The organism is Aeromonas sp. BIGb0405 (assembly GCF_024807335.1).
In the GTDB taxonomy this organism is placed as follows: domain Bacteria; phylum Pseudomonadota; class Gammaproteobacteria; order Enterobacterales; family Aeromonadaceae; genus Aeromonas; species Aeromonas rivuli.
Window position 1 is genome coordinate 154,129 of the sequence record NZ_JANUEP010000001.1, and the last position, 13,702, is coordinate 167,830.

Consider the following 13,702-nt stretch of genomic DNA (forward strand, 5'->3'; position numbering starts at 1 on the left):
TGACACTTGCGTCGCTTGTGTTCAGGAACCCTTGCAAGGATAGGTGCCCCTACTGGGTGCAGCCACTGTCAGATCTGACAGGGGGACCGCTGTGGAAGCGGAACTGTTCATCGGGCGTGAGGATGAGACTCGCCTCCAGGGCGCCGAAGAAGGCGACACGCTCGCTGATATCCTCACCGGCATACTGCTCGGCCAGCGCCAGATAATCCTGATAGTGACGGGCCTCGGAGCGCAGCAAAGAGGTATAGAAACGACTCAGCTCCTCATCCAGATGCGGTGCCAACTTGGCGAAGCGCTCACAGGAGCGCGCCTCGATATAAGCGCCGATGATCATCTTGTCGACGACGGCGGCAGGCTCATAGGTGCGCACATGTTGCAGCAGGCTGCGCGCGTAGCGGGAAGCGTTCACGGCGCCGTAATGAATGCCGCGCGCCGCCATCAGTTCAAGTACCTGTTCGAAATGGTGCAACTCCTCCTGGATGAGACGCACCATCTTTACCAGCAGTTCGTTGCGCTCCAGCTCGTCAAAGACCGTCCTGGCCTCCTCCCCCATGGTGCGTTTGCCCAGGATCTGCGCCTTCTCAGGCAAGGCATCCAGCTCCCGGTAAAAATCGAGCTTGGGCAATAGGTGGCGCTTGCCCTTGGGCAGACAGTAACGACGCACCAGACTGTGAGCGGTGAGCGCGGCCTTGTTCTCGCAGTTGGCATGGTCGATGAGCAGTGTGGGCAGATTGGCAGGATCCCGCGCAACCTCAATCCATTCATCCGGGGTGTCACAGTGCAGAAATTGGCGAACTGGCGCGAGCAAGGCGTCCATCGAATGACCTCGATACGGGATGGGGGCGCCATGTTACCGGATCTTGGCGGGGAACTCGAGTCCAGCCCCCGCCTTGACGACCAGGAGATCATTAACAATAACTAATGGCAGGGCAAACCAGCCGAGGTTCGCCATATTTAGGGGTAATATCATGATCCTGAACCATATATGGGGGCTTTACGCCCACCCGAAAGATGAGTGGCACGACATAGACGACCACCAGGAAACCGTCGGCCACAGCCTCACCCATGTCGCGCTGATGGCGCTGATCCCCGCCGTCTGCTGTTACTTCTCCGCCGTGCACATTGGCTGGCAAGTGGGTCGCGGCGATCCCATCATGCTGACCATGAGTAGCGGCGTCTGGATGGCGAGCGCCATGTATCTGGCGCTCATGGTCGCCGTCGTCCTGTTGGCAGTACTGGCACTCTGGATGGCCCGCACCTTCGGCGCCAACCCCAATATGTCCCAGACCCTCGAGTTGGCCGCCTACACGGCAACCCCGCTGTTCATGACCGGCTTTGCCGCCCTCTATCCCGTGATGTGGTTCATCATGCTGGTGGGCCTGGTGGGGCTGGCCTGGTCCATCTACCTGCTCTACACCGGCATCCCCATCTTGATGCATATCCCCGAGGAGCAAGGCTTCATCTATGCCAGCTCCATGGTGACCTGCGGCCTGGTGTTGCTGGTCTGCCTGATGGCGGGGACTGTGCTCGTCTGGGATTGGGGGTTGGGGCCCGTCTTTACCAGCTAGCCGGAATGCGGCTAATGCCCATGAAAAACGGAGGCCATTGGCCTCCGTTGTCTTGCATGCTGTCTCACACAACCTGGAAAACGTTTAACTGCCTTCGTTAAAAATTTCCAGATTGTTGGTCTCTTCCTGCCACTCACGCACCGCCTTGTTGTCGTCGTTGCGCAGGGAGTTGAGGTGATCCAGATAAGCCTGATCCACATCCGCAGTCACGTAGTTACCGTTGAACACCGAGGTCTCGAAGTGACGCAGTTCCGGGTTCAGCTCACGCACCGCCTCTTCCAGATCTTCCAGATCCTGGAATATCAGCCCGTCGGCACCGATAAGCGCACACACCTCTTCCACTTCACGACCATGGGCGATCAGCTCGTTGGCGGTTGGCATGTCGATGCCATAGACGTTGGGGAAGCGGATCTCGGGGGCGGCCGAGGCGAAGTAGACCTTGGCGGCGCCGGCTTCCCGGGCCATCTGGATGATCTGCTCCGAGGTGGTACCACGGACGATGGAGTCATCCACCAACAACACCTTCTTGCCCTTGAACTCGGAGCCGATGGCATTGAGCTTGCGGCGCACCGATTTCTTGCGCTGGGTCTGGCCCGGCATGATGAAGGTCCGGCCTATGTAGCGGTTCTTCACGAAGCCCTGGCGGTAAGGCAGCCCCAGGGTGTGGGCGATTTCCAGCGCCACATCACAGGAGGTTTCCGGGATGGGGATGACCACATCCACGTCCAGATCGTCCCAGTCACGGGCGATCTTCTTGCCCAGCTTGCGACCCATGTTGAGGCGCGCGGCATAGACGGAGACCTTGTCGATGCACGAGTCCGGGCGGGCGAAGTAGACGTATTCGAAGATGCAGGGGTTTATCTGCGGCGCATCGCTGCACTGCTCGGAGAAGAGCTGGCCCTGCTCGGTGATGTAGATGGCCTCGCCCGGGGCGACATCCCGTACCGTCTCGAACCCGATGGCATCGAGTGCCACGCTCTCGGAGGCGAGCATGTATTCGAGCTGGCCCTGCTCATCGATACGGCGACCCAGGATCAGCGGGCGTATGCCGTTGGGATCACGGAAGCCGATAAGGCCATGGCCTATCACCAGGGAGACCACGGCGTAAGCACCACGGATCTGCTGATGGGTCTTGCGCACGGCCTGGAAGATATCTTCCGGACGCAGCGCCATCTTGTCGCACAGATCCAGCTCGTGAGCCAGCACGTTCAGCAGCACTTCGGAGTCCGAGGTGGTGTTGATGTGGCGGCGAGCGACCTTGAACTGCTGCTCTTTCAGATCTTTGGCGTTGGTGAGGTTGCCGTTATGGGCCAGCACCATGCCATAGGGGGAGTTGACGTAAAAAGGCTGGGCTTCCGCGGCGCTGGAGCTGCCGGCGGTGGGATATCTGACATGTCCAATGCCGATATGCCCTTTCAGTCGCTGCATGTGACGCACTTCAAACACGTCCTTCACCAGGCCGTTGGCCTTGCGTTGCCGGAAGTTTCCACTATCAATGGTCACGATCCCGGCGGCGTCCTGGCCCCTGTGCTGCAACACCGTCAAGGCGTCGTAGAGGGCCTGATTGACGGGGGTGGTGCCAACTATACCGACAATACCACACATGTCCTTGCTACCTCGAAGTCACTGTACCTGTTTAAGAAAACTCGATGAGTTCTGCATGAAATCAAAGAACCACTGGATGACCAGCCCGAATTCGGGGATCAACCGGGATCCCTGCCACCAATCCGCCTGAGGCAGGCTGGTGAAGGTATCCATAAAAAACAGCAGGGCGCTGACGATGAGCGCACCACGCAGGGCACCGAAGCAGATGCCGAGTACCCGATCCGTACCCGATAGCCCCGTCTTGTTGACCAGCTCCCCCACCACATAGTTGACGATGGCGCCAAGGATCAGGGTTGCGACGAAGAGGGCCGCGATGGCCAAGCCATTGCGCAGCAGCTGATCGGTGATGGAGGTGAAGAAGATGGCGAGATCGGGGTAGAAGTTACTGGCGATAAAGAAGGCGACAAACCAGGTAACGAGGGACATGGCTTCCTTGACGAAACCACGCACCAGGCTTATCAGGGCTGAGAGGGCAACGATGCCCAAAATTGTGTAATCAATCCAAACCATGAGTCGTTCGTGTGTCTTGCAAAATTGCGGCGAATTCTAACAAAAACGATTGCGGATTGCTTGGGAAAGTTCTTCCCTTCCCCGCCAAAAATGAAGGGGCGCCCAGTTGGCGCCCCTGATGACTTAGCCCTGTGCCGGATAGAAAGTGGCTGCGCCCGGGCCGACCGGCAGCCCCAGCACGAACACCCAGACATAGAACAGCAGGCTCCAGCCCAGCAGGAATACCAGGGTATAGGGCAGCATGGTCGCAATGAGCGTGCCTATTCCTAAGGATTTCTGGTAACGCACCGCCACCGCCAGGATCAAGCCGAAGTAGCTCATCATAGGGGTGATGATGTTGGTCACTGAATCCCCGATCCGGTATGCCGCCTGGATGACCTCAGGGGAGTAACCAATCAGCATCAGCATGGGCACGAAGATGGGCGCCGTGACCGCCCACTGGGCCGATGCCGAACCAATCATCAGGTTGATGACGGCGCACATCAGTATGAAGCCAAAGAAGAGACCGGGACCGGTCAGGCCCAGAGCCTGCAGGGCCCCTGCCCCCTTGACCGCAAACACTGTCCCGAAGTTGGTCCAGGAGAAGTAGGCAACGAACTGGGCCGCGAAGAACACCAGGACGATGTACATACCCATGGTACTCATGCTGGTGGACATCGCCTTGATCACGTCCTTGTCGCTCTTCATGGTGCCCACGACCTTGCCGTAGACAAAACCTGGCACGGCGAAGAAGACGAAGATGAAGGCGACAATGCCGTGCAGGAAGGGAGAGCCCGCAATGGCCCCCGTCTCAGGATGGCGCAATATGCCATCCGCTGGTACCACGGTCAGCGCCAGCAGGCCACTGACCACCAGCACGGCCACCAGGGCCGACCAGAGGCCACGCTTCTCCCGGGCAGTCAGGGACTCTGCCTGTTGATCCAGAGAGACACTCGCCTCGCTCGGGTCATATTTACCGAGCTTGGGTTCGACTATCTTCTCGGTCACCCAGGCGCCCAGGCCGGTGATGAGGAAGGTACTGACGAACATGAAGTACCAGTTCACCTCGGGGCCGACCACATAACCGGGATCGATGATGCGGGCCGCTATCTGGGTGATGCCTGCGAGCAGGGGATCCACGGTGCCAAGCAGCAGATTGGCAGAGTAGCCACCGGAGACACCGGCAAAGGCCGCCGCCAGACCCGCCAGAGGATGGCGACCCAGGGAGTGGAAGATCATGGCCGCCAGGGGGATCAGCACCACGTAGCCAAGCTCGGCCGCCGTGTTGGACATGATCCCGGCAAAGACGATGGTCAGCGTGACCATGCGGCGGGAGGCGCTCATCACCATGCCCCGCATGGCGGCGCTGAGCAGGCCGGAGTGTTCGGCAATGCCCACCCCGAGCAACGCCACCAGCACAGTGCCCAGCGGTGCGAAGCCGGTGAAGTTGGTCACCAGGTTGGAGACGATGCGTTGCAAGCCTTCGGCACTGAGCAGGCTGACCACGGTGATCATGCCGTCGACGCTGCGGCCGGGCGCCCCTTCCGGGCGCGGATCCACCACGCTGACGCCCAGCCAGGCGGCGATGCCGGAGGCCACAATCAGAGTGAGGGAGAAGAGGGCAAATAGTGTGATGGGATGTGGTAGCAGATTACCAAGCCATTCGACCCCGTTCAAAAAGCGGTTGAACAGGCCGGGGCGCGCGGGCGCCAATGGTGTCGTCCTCGACGTCATCAATTACTCCTTATTCATTTGAAACATGCAATCGGCCGGTGCAGCCGATACGCCTGCGTTTCTAGTGAACCTGAGCAAGGACGAAGTGCGCACCCTGATCACCGAGCCGAATCAATCCGCGATGAATTGACCGCGAGCCTTTTACCCCCGGTGCACTGAATAGAAGATGAATAAGGGATTCAAAAACAAAAAAGCCATGGAAATCCATGGCTTATGACATTCAAATGGGGCTGGTTAACCGATGTGGGTCAGGCCGCCCATGTAGGACTGCAAGGCCGCCGGAATAGCGATACGGCCATCTTCCTGCTGGTAGTTCTCGATCACCGCCACCAGGGTACGACCCACCGCCAGGCCGGAGCCGTTGAGGGTATGGATCAGCTGGGGTCTGCCATCGATGCGCACCCGCGCCTGCATGCGGCGCGCCTGGAAATCGCCACAGTTGGAGACGGACGAGATCTCGCGGTAGGTGTCCTGGGCTGGCAGCCACACTTCCAGATCGTAGGTCTTGGCGGCGGCGAAGCCCATGTCACCGGTGCACAACGCCATCACTCGATACGGCAGCTCCAGCAGTTGCAACACCTTCTCCGCATGACCGACCATCTCTTCCAGCGCATCCCAGGATTGCTCCGGGTGTACCAGCTGGACCATCTCGACCTTGTCGAACTGGTGCATGCGGATCAGGCCCTTGGTATCGCGACCGTAGGAGCCGGCCTCGGAGCGGAAGCAGGGGCTGTGCGCCGTCATCTTGATGGGCAGCTCCTGCTCATCGAAGATCTCGTCACGGGCCATGTTGGTGAGCGGCACCTCCGAGGTCGGGATCAGGGAGAGCTTGCGCTCCTTGCTGCCCTCTTCGGCGTCGGAGACGATACCGGTGTTGAACAGATCTTCGGAGAACTTCGGCAGCTGGGTGGTGCCATAGAGGCTGTCCGGATTGACCAGATAGGGCACGTAGCACTCGGTGTAGCCATGCTGCTGGGTATGCAAGTCCAGCATGAACTGCGCCAGGGCGCGGTGCAGGCGGGCAATCTGCCCCTTCATCACCACGAAGCGCGAACCCGACAGCTTGACGCCGTTCTTGAAGTCCAGCCCCTTGAGGCCCTCGCCCACTTCCACATGATCCCGCGGCTGGAAATCAAATGCACGGACGGTACCCCAACGGCGTACTTCGACGTTGTCATTCTCGTCGCGACCGACCGGGGTGCTGTCGCTTGGCAGGTTCGGCATGCCATCGGCGATGGCTTTGATATCGCGCAGCAGGGCCTCGAGTTCGACCTTGCTGGTTTCCAGCTCGTCGTTGATCTGGGTCACGATGGCCTTGAGCGGCGCCACATCTTCACCACGGCGAGCCGCCTCACCGATGGACTTGGAGCGGGCGTTGCGCTCGGCCTGCAGCTCCTGGGTGCGGGACTGCAGATCCTTGCGTTTCTCTTCCAGAGCATTGACCGCCGCTACGTCCAGAACGTAGCCACGTGTCGCCAGACGCGTGGCAGCATCGATGATATCGCTGCGCAGATATTTGGGATCCAGCATGGTTTACCTACTTTTTCAGATGGGATCTGGGCCTGGGTTATCAAACCTGGCGAGAGAACAGATCCGGAAGTTAACATCGGTTGGCGCACCCCGGGTCTTCAGAGTCGAGCCTGCAAAATCAGGCGTTCGACATCAAGAAGATGGCGCAAGGCCGAGACAAACGGGGTCAGAGGGGCAGTGTAGCAGACCGCCCCCCTGCCCGAACAGGGACTATTGCTGTCGTTTTTGCCAAGTTTGAGGGCACAAGGCGGCCAATATTCGCCGATCCTGTCGATTGGCGTGCCAATCTCCAGACCGGTCCCCTACTTCTCTCTTCGGCGGGGACTCTGCCCATCCAGCTCACGCAGATAATCGAGTTTCTGGGCTATCTGTTTCTCAAGCCCGCGATCCGTCGGCTGGTAATATTGCGTGCCGGCCAGTTCAGGCGGGAAGTAGCTCTCGCCGGCGGCATAGGCACCGGGTTCGTCATGGGCATAGCGATATTCGGCGCCATAACCCAGATCGCTCATCAGCTTGGTCGGGGCGTTGCGCAGGTGCGGTGGCACCTCGAAGTCCGCTTGCTCCTTGGCATCTCGCAGCGCCGCCTTCCAGGCGGTGTAGACCGCATTGCTCTTGGGGGCGCAGGCGAGATAGACGATGGCCTGGGCGATGGCCCGCTCCCCTTCTGCCGGGCCGATGCGGTGGAAGCAATCCCAGGCCGACAGCGCCACCTGCATGGCACGGGGATCGGCGTTGCCGACATCTTCCGAGGCGATGGCCAGCAGACGACGAGCGATGTAGAGCGGGTCGCAGCCCGCGCTCACCATGCGGGCATACCAGTAGAGCGCCGCATCGGGGGCCGAGCCGCGAATGGACTTGTGCACCGCCGAGATGAGGTCATAGAAGTGATCGCCCCCCTTGTCGAAGCGCGCCACGTGCTCCCCCGCGACGGCGGCGAGCAGGGCGCTGTCGATCACTCTCTCCCCCTCCCCGTTCGCCTCGGCCATGTCCCCCAGCAGCTCCAGATAGTTGAGGGACTTGCGCCCGTCCCCATCCACCGCCTTGGCCAGCGCCTCCTTCACCCCGGGGGCGAAGGTGAGGGTCGGATCATTGAGGCCCCGTGGGTCGGTCAGGGCCTGACTGATCATGGCGAGGATATCTTGCTCTTCCAGCCGTTTGAGCAGATAGACCCGGGCCCGGGAGAGCAGTGCGTTGTTGAGTTCGAACGAGGGGTTTTCGGTGGTGGCGCCGATGAAGGTGATGGTGCCATCTTCGATGTGGGGCAGGAACACATCCTGCTGACTCTTGTTGAAGCGGTGCACCTCATCCACGAACAGTATGGTACGCACTCCGCGCCAGCTGTTCTCCTTGGCCTTGTCGATGGCGGCGCGGATCTCCTTGATGCCGGAAGTGACCGCGGAGAGCCGCTCCACCTCGGCCTGGCAGTAGTGGGCAACGAGTTCGGCGAGGGTGGTCTTGCCGGTGCCGGGGGGGCCCCACAGGATCATGGAGTGGCAGTGCCCCGCCAGGATGGCTTTGCGCAGGGGCTTGTCCGGTCCCAGGATATGCTGTTGGCCTATGTACTGGTCAAGAGTCTGCGGCCGCATCCGTGCGGCCAGTGGACGAAAGTCCGATGAGAAGTCCAAAGAGAGATTGCTCATCAGCGTTGGTCGTCCAGCGCGACCCCCTTGGGCGTCTTGAACACGAACTCGTTGCCCTTGAGCGCCGGCTTGCGATTGAAACCGCTCAGGGTGAACTCGCTCCACTGACCCTGGGCCTCTTTCACGTCGAAGCGGCTGATGTTCTCCTGCCGATCGAAGGTAATTCTGAAGGAGGCGATCAGTTCGTCCTGATTGCGGCTGGTGACGGTGAACACATCATCCTGCTCGGTCACGTCGTAGTTTTTCCAGTACTTGTCATCGCTGCTGGCGATCAGGATGAAAGGGGTATTGACCACGGCATCTTGCAACTTGAGGGCGGTGACCTGTTCGACGAAGGGATCGTAGATCCAGACATCCTTGCCATCGGCCACGATCAGGCTCTCGTCCGGTGAGGTGGTGTGCCAGTTGAAGCGATTAGGGCGCGACACCAGCAGATCGCCGCTCGCTTTTTGCAGCTCTTTGCCCTTGCTGTCAAAGACGGTCTGCTGGAACTGGGCGGAGAAGAGGTTGACGGCTGCCAGCTTCTGCTTGAGATCACTGGCCGCATCGGCCCACACCTGGCTGCTGGCGATGAGCAGCACGGTTCCCATCAATAACTGTTTTTTCATAAGGTCTCTCGCTAAAAGGCCACACCCGCTAAGGGCATGGCCAGGACACACACGCTATCAATCACGTACCGGAGGCGGTGCCAGCACATCCCGTTGGCCGTTGCCACCGGGGCTGCTGACGATGCCCTGGTTCTCCATCTGTTCGATGAGGCGGGCCGCTCTGTTGTAGCCAATCTTGAATTTGCGCTGCACGCTGGAGGTTGAACCACGACGGGATTCCACCACGAAGGCCACCGCCTCGTCGAACAGCGGGTCCAGCTCTTCATCACCACTGCTGCCATAATCACCGCTGCCGCCCTCCTCCGACTCACCAGAGAGGATCTCCTGGATGTAGTTGGGCTCACCGCGCAGCTTCCAGTCCGCCACCACCTTGTGCACCTCGTGGTCATCGACGAAGGCGCCGTGCACCCGGGTCGGGTTGGAGGTGCCGGCCGGCATGTAGAGCATGTCCCCCATGCCGAGCAGGGATTCGGCGCCGCCCTGATCCAGGATGGTGCGGGAATCTATCTTGCTCGACACCTGGAAGGAGATCCGGGTCGGGATGTTGGCCTTGATGAGGCCCGTTATCACATCCACCGAGGGACGCTGGGTCGCCAAGATCAGGTGAATACCGGCGGCCCGCGCCTTCTGGGCGATACGGGCGATCAGCTCTTCCACCTTCTTGCCGACGATCATCATCATGTCGGCAAACTCGTCCACCACCACCACGATGTGCGGCAGCTTCTCGAGCTCGGGGGCCATCTGATCCATGGAGTCCCCCGGGCGCCACAGCGGATCGCGCATGGGGTTGCCCGCATCAGATGCCATCTGCACCTTGGTGTTATAGCCCTTGAGGTTGCGCACCCCGACCGCCGACATCAGCTTGTAGCGACGCTCCATCTCGCCCACGCACCAGCGCAGGGCATTGGCGGCGTCCTTCATGTCGGTCACCACCTCGGTAAGCAGATGCGGTATCCCCTCGTAGACCGAGAGTTCCAGCATCTTGGGATCGATCATGATGAAGCGCAGATCGTCCGGGCTCGCCTTGTAGAGCATGGAGACGATCATGGTGTTCACCCCGACCGACTTGCCCGAGCCGGTGGTACCGGCCACCAGCAGGTGCGGCATCTTGGCGAGGTTCACCACCACTGGCTCACCGGCGATATCCTGGCCGAGCACCATGGTCAGAGGGCTCTCACTGTTGTGGAAATCTTCGCAATCCACCACTTCGCGCATGTAGACCGTCTGGCGAACCCGGTTGGGCAGTTCGATGCCGATGAAGGTCTTGCCGGGGATCACCTCCACCACCCGCACGCTGCTGGCAGAGAGCGAGCGTGCCAGATCCCGCGACAGGTTGGTTATCTTGCTCGCCTTCATGCCTGGGGCAAGGTCGAGCTCGAAGCGGGTGATGACAGGGCCCGGGTAGACGCCGACCACCTTGGCCTGCACGTTATAGTCGGCAAGCTTGGCCTCCACCAGACGCGCCATGCGCTCCAGCTCCTCCGGGCTCATCGACTGAGTCTTGGCCGGGGGGCGGTCGAGCAAGTCCAGGCTCGGCAGCGGCGCCATGTTGGCCATGGCGGTGCGTTTGGAGACAGGAGGGCGGGCCGCCGCAGGGCTTGGTGCATCGTCACCATTGTCAGCCCAAGGCAGGTCCATCTCCTCTTCGCTGGCCTTTACCACCGGCTGACGGGGACGCTGGCCACGTTTGACCGGGGCCGGAGCGGGCGCATCGTCCTCATCATCGAAATCCGGATCGAACTGGAAGGTATCTTCGTCCAGCTCAGGCAACCACTCCTCGGATTTGACCGCCCTCTTCCCCTTGCCGCCTTGGGGCCCCTTGGCACCGCGCAGCCAGCCACTGTGAGGCTCATCGTCCTCATCATCCAGGGCCAGGGTACCGGCACTGCCTTCCAGCAGCGGATCCGGCCCGTCATAACGGGGTTGACGCCAACCGCCACTGAGCCAGTGTCCCAGGGTCGTGGGCAGGTGGTAGATAGCAGACACCGACCCCGTGCAGGCGCTGCCGATCCGCTCGACGATGGTGAGCCAGGACCAGCCGGTGAACAGCGTGATGCCTGTTGCCACGAAACAGAGCAGCATCAGGTTGGCACCGACGCCACCAAACAGCGGGATCACGGCCGAGGCAATCACATCGCCGACCAGACCACCGGCCGAGAAGTTCTGCATGTCGTTGAAGTTCATGCTGGCGATGGCCGACATGCCAAGCACCGTCAGGATGAAGCCTACGATGCGCACCGACAGGGTCAGGTAATCGACTTCCAGCAAGCGGCTCGGTCGCCAGAACAGACTCCAGCCCAGCAGTACCAACAAGGGCGGCACCAAGTAGGAGAAGGCCCCGAAGGTGAACATGGTAATATCGGCTATCCAGGCACCGGCGCTCCCCGCCAGATTCTTCACATCCCCTTCCCAGGATGTCTGGGACCAGCCGGGATCGGCGGGGTGGTATGTGAGCAGGGCAAGCAAGAGGTAGGCAGCCAACAGTGTGATGGCGATCAAGACGGCTTCGAAGATCCGTTGGGTGCCTGATAAAGGAGTAAACAGCTTTTTCTCGGCCAAACTCCGGCTCCTTTCTGAAAACAAAATAACGCGTGGGACAAGGGGGCCCAGTATCCCTGAAAAACCTATCGTTTGTCAGCCTGTCTGCCCATTGACGCGACAGACTCGACAAGCAGAAACGAGCGGACTGGCCGCTCGTTTCTCATTTTTATGATGCATCAATTGCGTGACACATCACAGAACAAAATACTCTATCGGGTACTAATTACCAGTCGACTACTCTGTTTTACTTCTTCCATCACCACATAGGTGCGCGTGTCGTTGACGCCGGGCAGTCGCAACAGGGTTTCCCCAAGCAGGCGGCGGTAGGCAGACATGTCGCTGACGCGGGTCTTGAGCAGGTAATCGAAATCACCGGAGACCAGATGACATTCCTGGATCTCTTCGAGTACTTGAACGGCTTTGTTGAACTGTTCAAACACGTCCGGGGCGCCCCGGTTCAAGGTGATTTCCACAAACACCAGCAGAGAAGCATCCAGATAATGAGGGTTCAGAATAGCGGCATATCCTTCGATATAGCCTTGTCGCTCCAGGCGACGAACCCGTTCCAGACAGGGTGTGGGACTCAGGCCAACTCGTTTGGACAACTCAACATTCGAAATCCTGCCATCCTTTTGCAGTTCATTAAGAATGTTGCGATCAATCCTGTCCAAATCCTTTAGCCGACTCTTAGCTTCCATCATTTTATTCCATCCTTTGGCTATTTTTTGGTAAGAATCACCAGTCATTTTATAATTATGGTCACAAATCCTGTCAATACCTGAATATACTAGGCGCAAATGTCGCTTAACAATATGGCAACATAAAACACCAATCTATAGACGAGGGATAGCATGATTATCGGTGTACCTAAAGAAATAAAAAACCATGAATATCGCGTAGGCATGGTTCCAGCCAGTGTACGTGAACTGACAGCACGAAACCATACTGTTTTCGTCCAAAGCGGGGCGGGAACTGGCATCGGCTTCACCGACGCAGATTATCAAGCTGCTGGCGCCGAAATGTTGGCCTCTGCTGCCGATGTTTTTGCAAAGTCACAGATGATAGTCAAGGTCAAAGAACCCCAGGCCGCCGAGCGTGCCATGCTGCGCCCCGACCAGGTGTTGTTTACCTATCTGCACCTGGCGCCAGACCTGCCCCAGACCCAAGAGTTGATCGGCAGCGGCGCCATCTGCATCGCCTATGAAACCGTCACCGATGACCGTGGCGGCTTGCCCCTGCTGGCCCCCATGTCCGAAGTTGCCGGTCGCATGTCTATTCAAGCCGGCGCCCAGGCGCTGGAGAAATCCCGTGGCGGCAGCGGTATGTTGCTCGGCGGCGTACCCGGGGTCGAGCCGGCCAAGGTGGTGATACTGGGTGGCGGAGTGGTCGGTTCCAATGCAGCCCGCATGGCCGTTGGCATGCGGGCCGATGTCACCATCCTGGATCGCAGTGTTGATGCCCTGCGTCGCCTCGACAGCGAGTTTCAGGGCGCCGCCAAGGTGATCTACTCCACCAGCGAAGCCATAGAGCGCCACGTGTTAAGCGCCGATCTGGTGATTGGTGGTGTGCTGATCCCAGGCGCCGCTGCGCCGAAACTTGTCACCCGTGACCATATTGCCCGCATGAAGCCAGGTTCGGCCATTGTCGATGTCGCCATCGATCAGGGTGGCTGCGTCGAGACATCTCATGCCACCACACACCAGGATCCCACTTATATCGTCGATGAGGTGGTGCACTACTGCGTGGCCAACATGCCCGGGGCCGTGGCGCGTACCTCCACCTTCGCCCTCAACAATGCCACCCTGCCCTTCATCATCCGTCTGGCAGATCAAGGCTACAAAGCCGCTCTGCTTGCCGACAAGCACCTGCTGAACGGCCTCAACGTGATGGCGGGAAAATTGACCTGTGCCGAGGTCGCCGAGGCCCATGGCCTTGCCTTCACCGACCCCCTGACCCTGTTGAACTGATCTCCCTTGCCAACAAGTCG

At 59.8% G+C, this 13,702-nt stretch carries 11 protein-coding genes; 2 read left to right on the plus strand and 9 right to left on the minus strand.

The genetic code is table 11. The features are described from left to right. Positions 1-49 precede the first annotated feature (49 nt). On the minus strand, positions 50-817 hold the full coding sequence (locus M2366_RS00780) for a tRNA isopentenyl-2-thiomethyl-A-37 hydroxylase MiaE (protein WP_042042892.1): 768 nt from the start codon (positions 815-817) through the stop codon (positions 50-52). Positions 818-968: 151 nt separating this feature from the next. On the opposite strand from M2366_RS00780, the gene M2366_RS00785 reads away from it, so the two are divergent. After that, positions 969-1,568 (plus strand): Yip1 family protein, encoded by a 600-nt coding sequence (locus M2366_RS00785; RefSeq protein ID WP_042042893.1) that lies wholly within the window; start codon positions 969-971, stop codon positions 1,566-1,568. 84 nt (positions 1,569-1,652) lie between these two features. Here M2366_RS00785 and purF read toward each other — a convergent pair whose 3' ends face one another. From purF to lrp, 8 genes are all read right to left on the minus strand, one after another. After that, positions 1,653-3,173 (minus strand): amidophosphoribosyltransferase, encoded by a 1,521-nt coding sequence (gene purF, locus M2366_RS00790; protein WP_042042894.1) that lies wholly within the window; start codon positions 3,171-3,173, stop codon positions 1,653-1,655. An 18-nt stretch (positions 3,174-3,191) separates the two neighbouring features. Further along, the gene (locus tag M2366_RS00795) at positions 3,192-3,683 is read right to left on the minus strand and encodes a CvpA family protein (protein ID WP_259268715.1); all 492 of its coding nucleotides are present in this window, start codon (positions 3,681-3,683) and stop codon (positions 3,192-3,194) included. A gap of 123 nt (positions 3,684-3,806) precedes the next feature. Further along, positions 3,807-5,396, minus strand: a complete 1,590-nt coding sequence (locus M2366_RS00800) for an AbgT family transporter (RefSeq protein ID WP_224432736.1) — start codon at positions 5,394-5,396, stop codon at positions 3,807-3,809. A gap of 234 nt (positions 5,397-5,630) precedes the next feature. Continuing rightward, entirely contained in the window at positions 5,631-6,926 is a 1,296-nt protein-coding gene (serS, locus tag M2366_RS00805; RefSeq protein WP_259236666.1) for a serine--tRNA ligase, read from the minus strand. Between the two features lie 302 nt (positions 6,927-7,228). After that, entirely contained in the window at positions 7,229-8,566 is a 1,338-nt protein-coding gene (locus tag M2366_RS00810; protein ID WP_042042899.1) for a replication-associated recombination protein A, read from the minus strand. Next, positions 8,566-9,174 (minus strand): outer membrane lipoprotein chaperone LolA, encoded by a 609-nt coding sequence (lolA, locus tag M2366_RS00815; RefSeq protein ID WP_042042900.1) that lies wholly within the window; start codon positions 9,172-9,174, stop codon positions 8,566-8,568. The genes M2366_RS00810 and lolA overlap by 1 nt, the downstream gene beginning before the upstream one ends. A 57-nt stretch (positions 9,175-9,231) precedes the next feature. Beyond that, complete coding sequence (locus M2366_RS00820; protein WP_259236667.1) at positions 9,232-11,733, minus strand: DNA translocase FtsK; 2,502 nt, start codon at positions 11,731-11,733, stop codon at positions 9,232-9,234. Between the two features lie 191 nt (positions 11,734-11,924). Further along, positions 11,925-12,416 (minus strand): leucine-responsive transcriptional regulator Lrp, encoded by a 492-nt coding sequence (gene lrp / locus M2366_RS00825; protein WP_005300047.1) that lies wholly within the window; start codon positions 12,414-12,416, stop codon positions 11,925-11,927. 150 nt (positions 12,417-12,566) lie between these two features. Between lrp and ald the strand changes: the two genes are divergently transcribed. Further along, positions 12,567-13,682, plus strand: a complete 1,116-nt coding sequence (ald, locus tag M2366_RS00830) for an alanine dehydrogenase (RefSeq protein ID WP_259236668.1) — start codon at positions 12,567-12,569, stop codon at positions 13,680-13,682. Positions 13,683-13,702: the final 20 nt, after the last annotated feature.

Excerpts from the sequence above, each read along its gene's own strand:
- M2366_RS00785 (WP_042042893.1), top strand. The coding sequence starts at position 969 with ATGATCCTGAACCATATATGGGGGCTTTACGCCCACCCGAAAGATGAG.
- M2366_RS00780 (WP_042042892.1), bottom strand. The coding sequence starts at position 817 with ATGGACGCCTTGCTCGCGCCAGTTCGCCAATTTCTGCACTGTGACACC.
- lolA (WP_042042900.1), bottom strand. The coding sequence starts at position 9,174 with ATGAAAAAACAGTTATTGATGGGAACCGTGCTGCTCATCGCCAGCAGC.
- M2366_RS00810 (WP_042042899.1), bottom strand. The coding sequence starts at position 8,566 with ATGAGCAATCTCTCTTTGGACTTCTCATCGGACTTTCGTCCACTGGCC.
- serS (WP_259236666.1), bottom strand. The coding sequence starts at position 6,926 with ATGCTGGATCCCAAATATCTGCGCAGCGATATCATCGATGCTGCCACG.
- purF (WP_042042894.1), bottom strand. The coding sequence starts at position 3,173 with ATGTGTGGTATTGTCGGTATAGTTGGCACCACCCCCGTCAATCAGGCC.
- M2366_RS00800 (WP_224432736.1), bottom strand. The coding sequence starts at position 5,396 with ATGACGTCGAGGACGACACCATTGGCGCCCGCGCGCCCCGGCCTGTTC.
- lrp (WP_005300047.1), bottom strand. The coding sequence starts at position 12,416 with ATGATGGAAGCTAAGAGTCGGCTAAAGGATTTGGACAGGATTGATCGC.
- ald (WP_259236668.1), top strand. The coding sequence starts at position 12,567 with ATGATTATCGGTGTACCTAAAGAAATAAAAAACCATGAATATCGCGTA.
- M2366_RS00795 (WP_259268715.1), bottom strand. The coding sequence starts at position 3,683 with ATGGTTTGGATTGATTACACAATTTTGGGCATCGTTGCCCTCTCAGCC.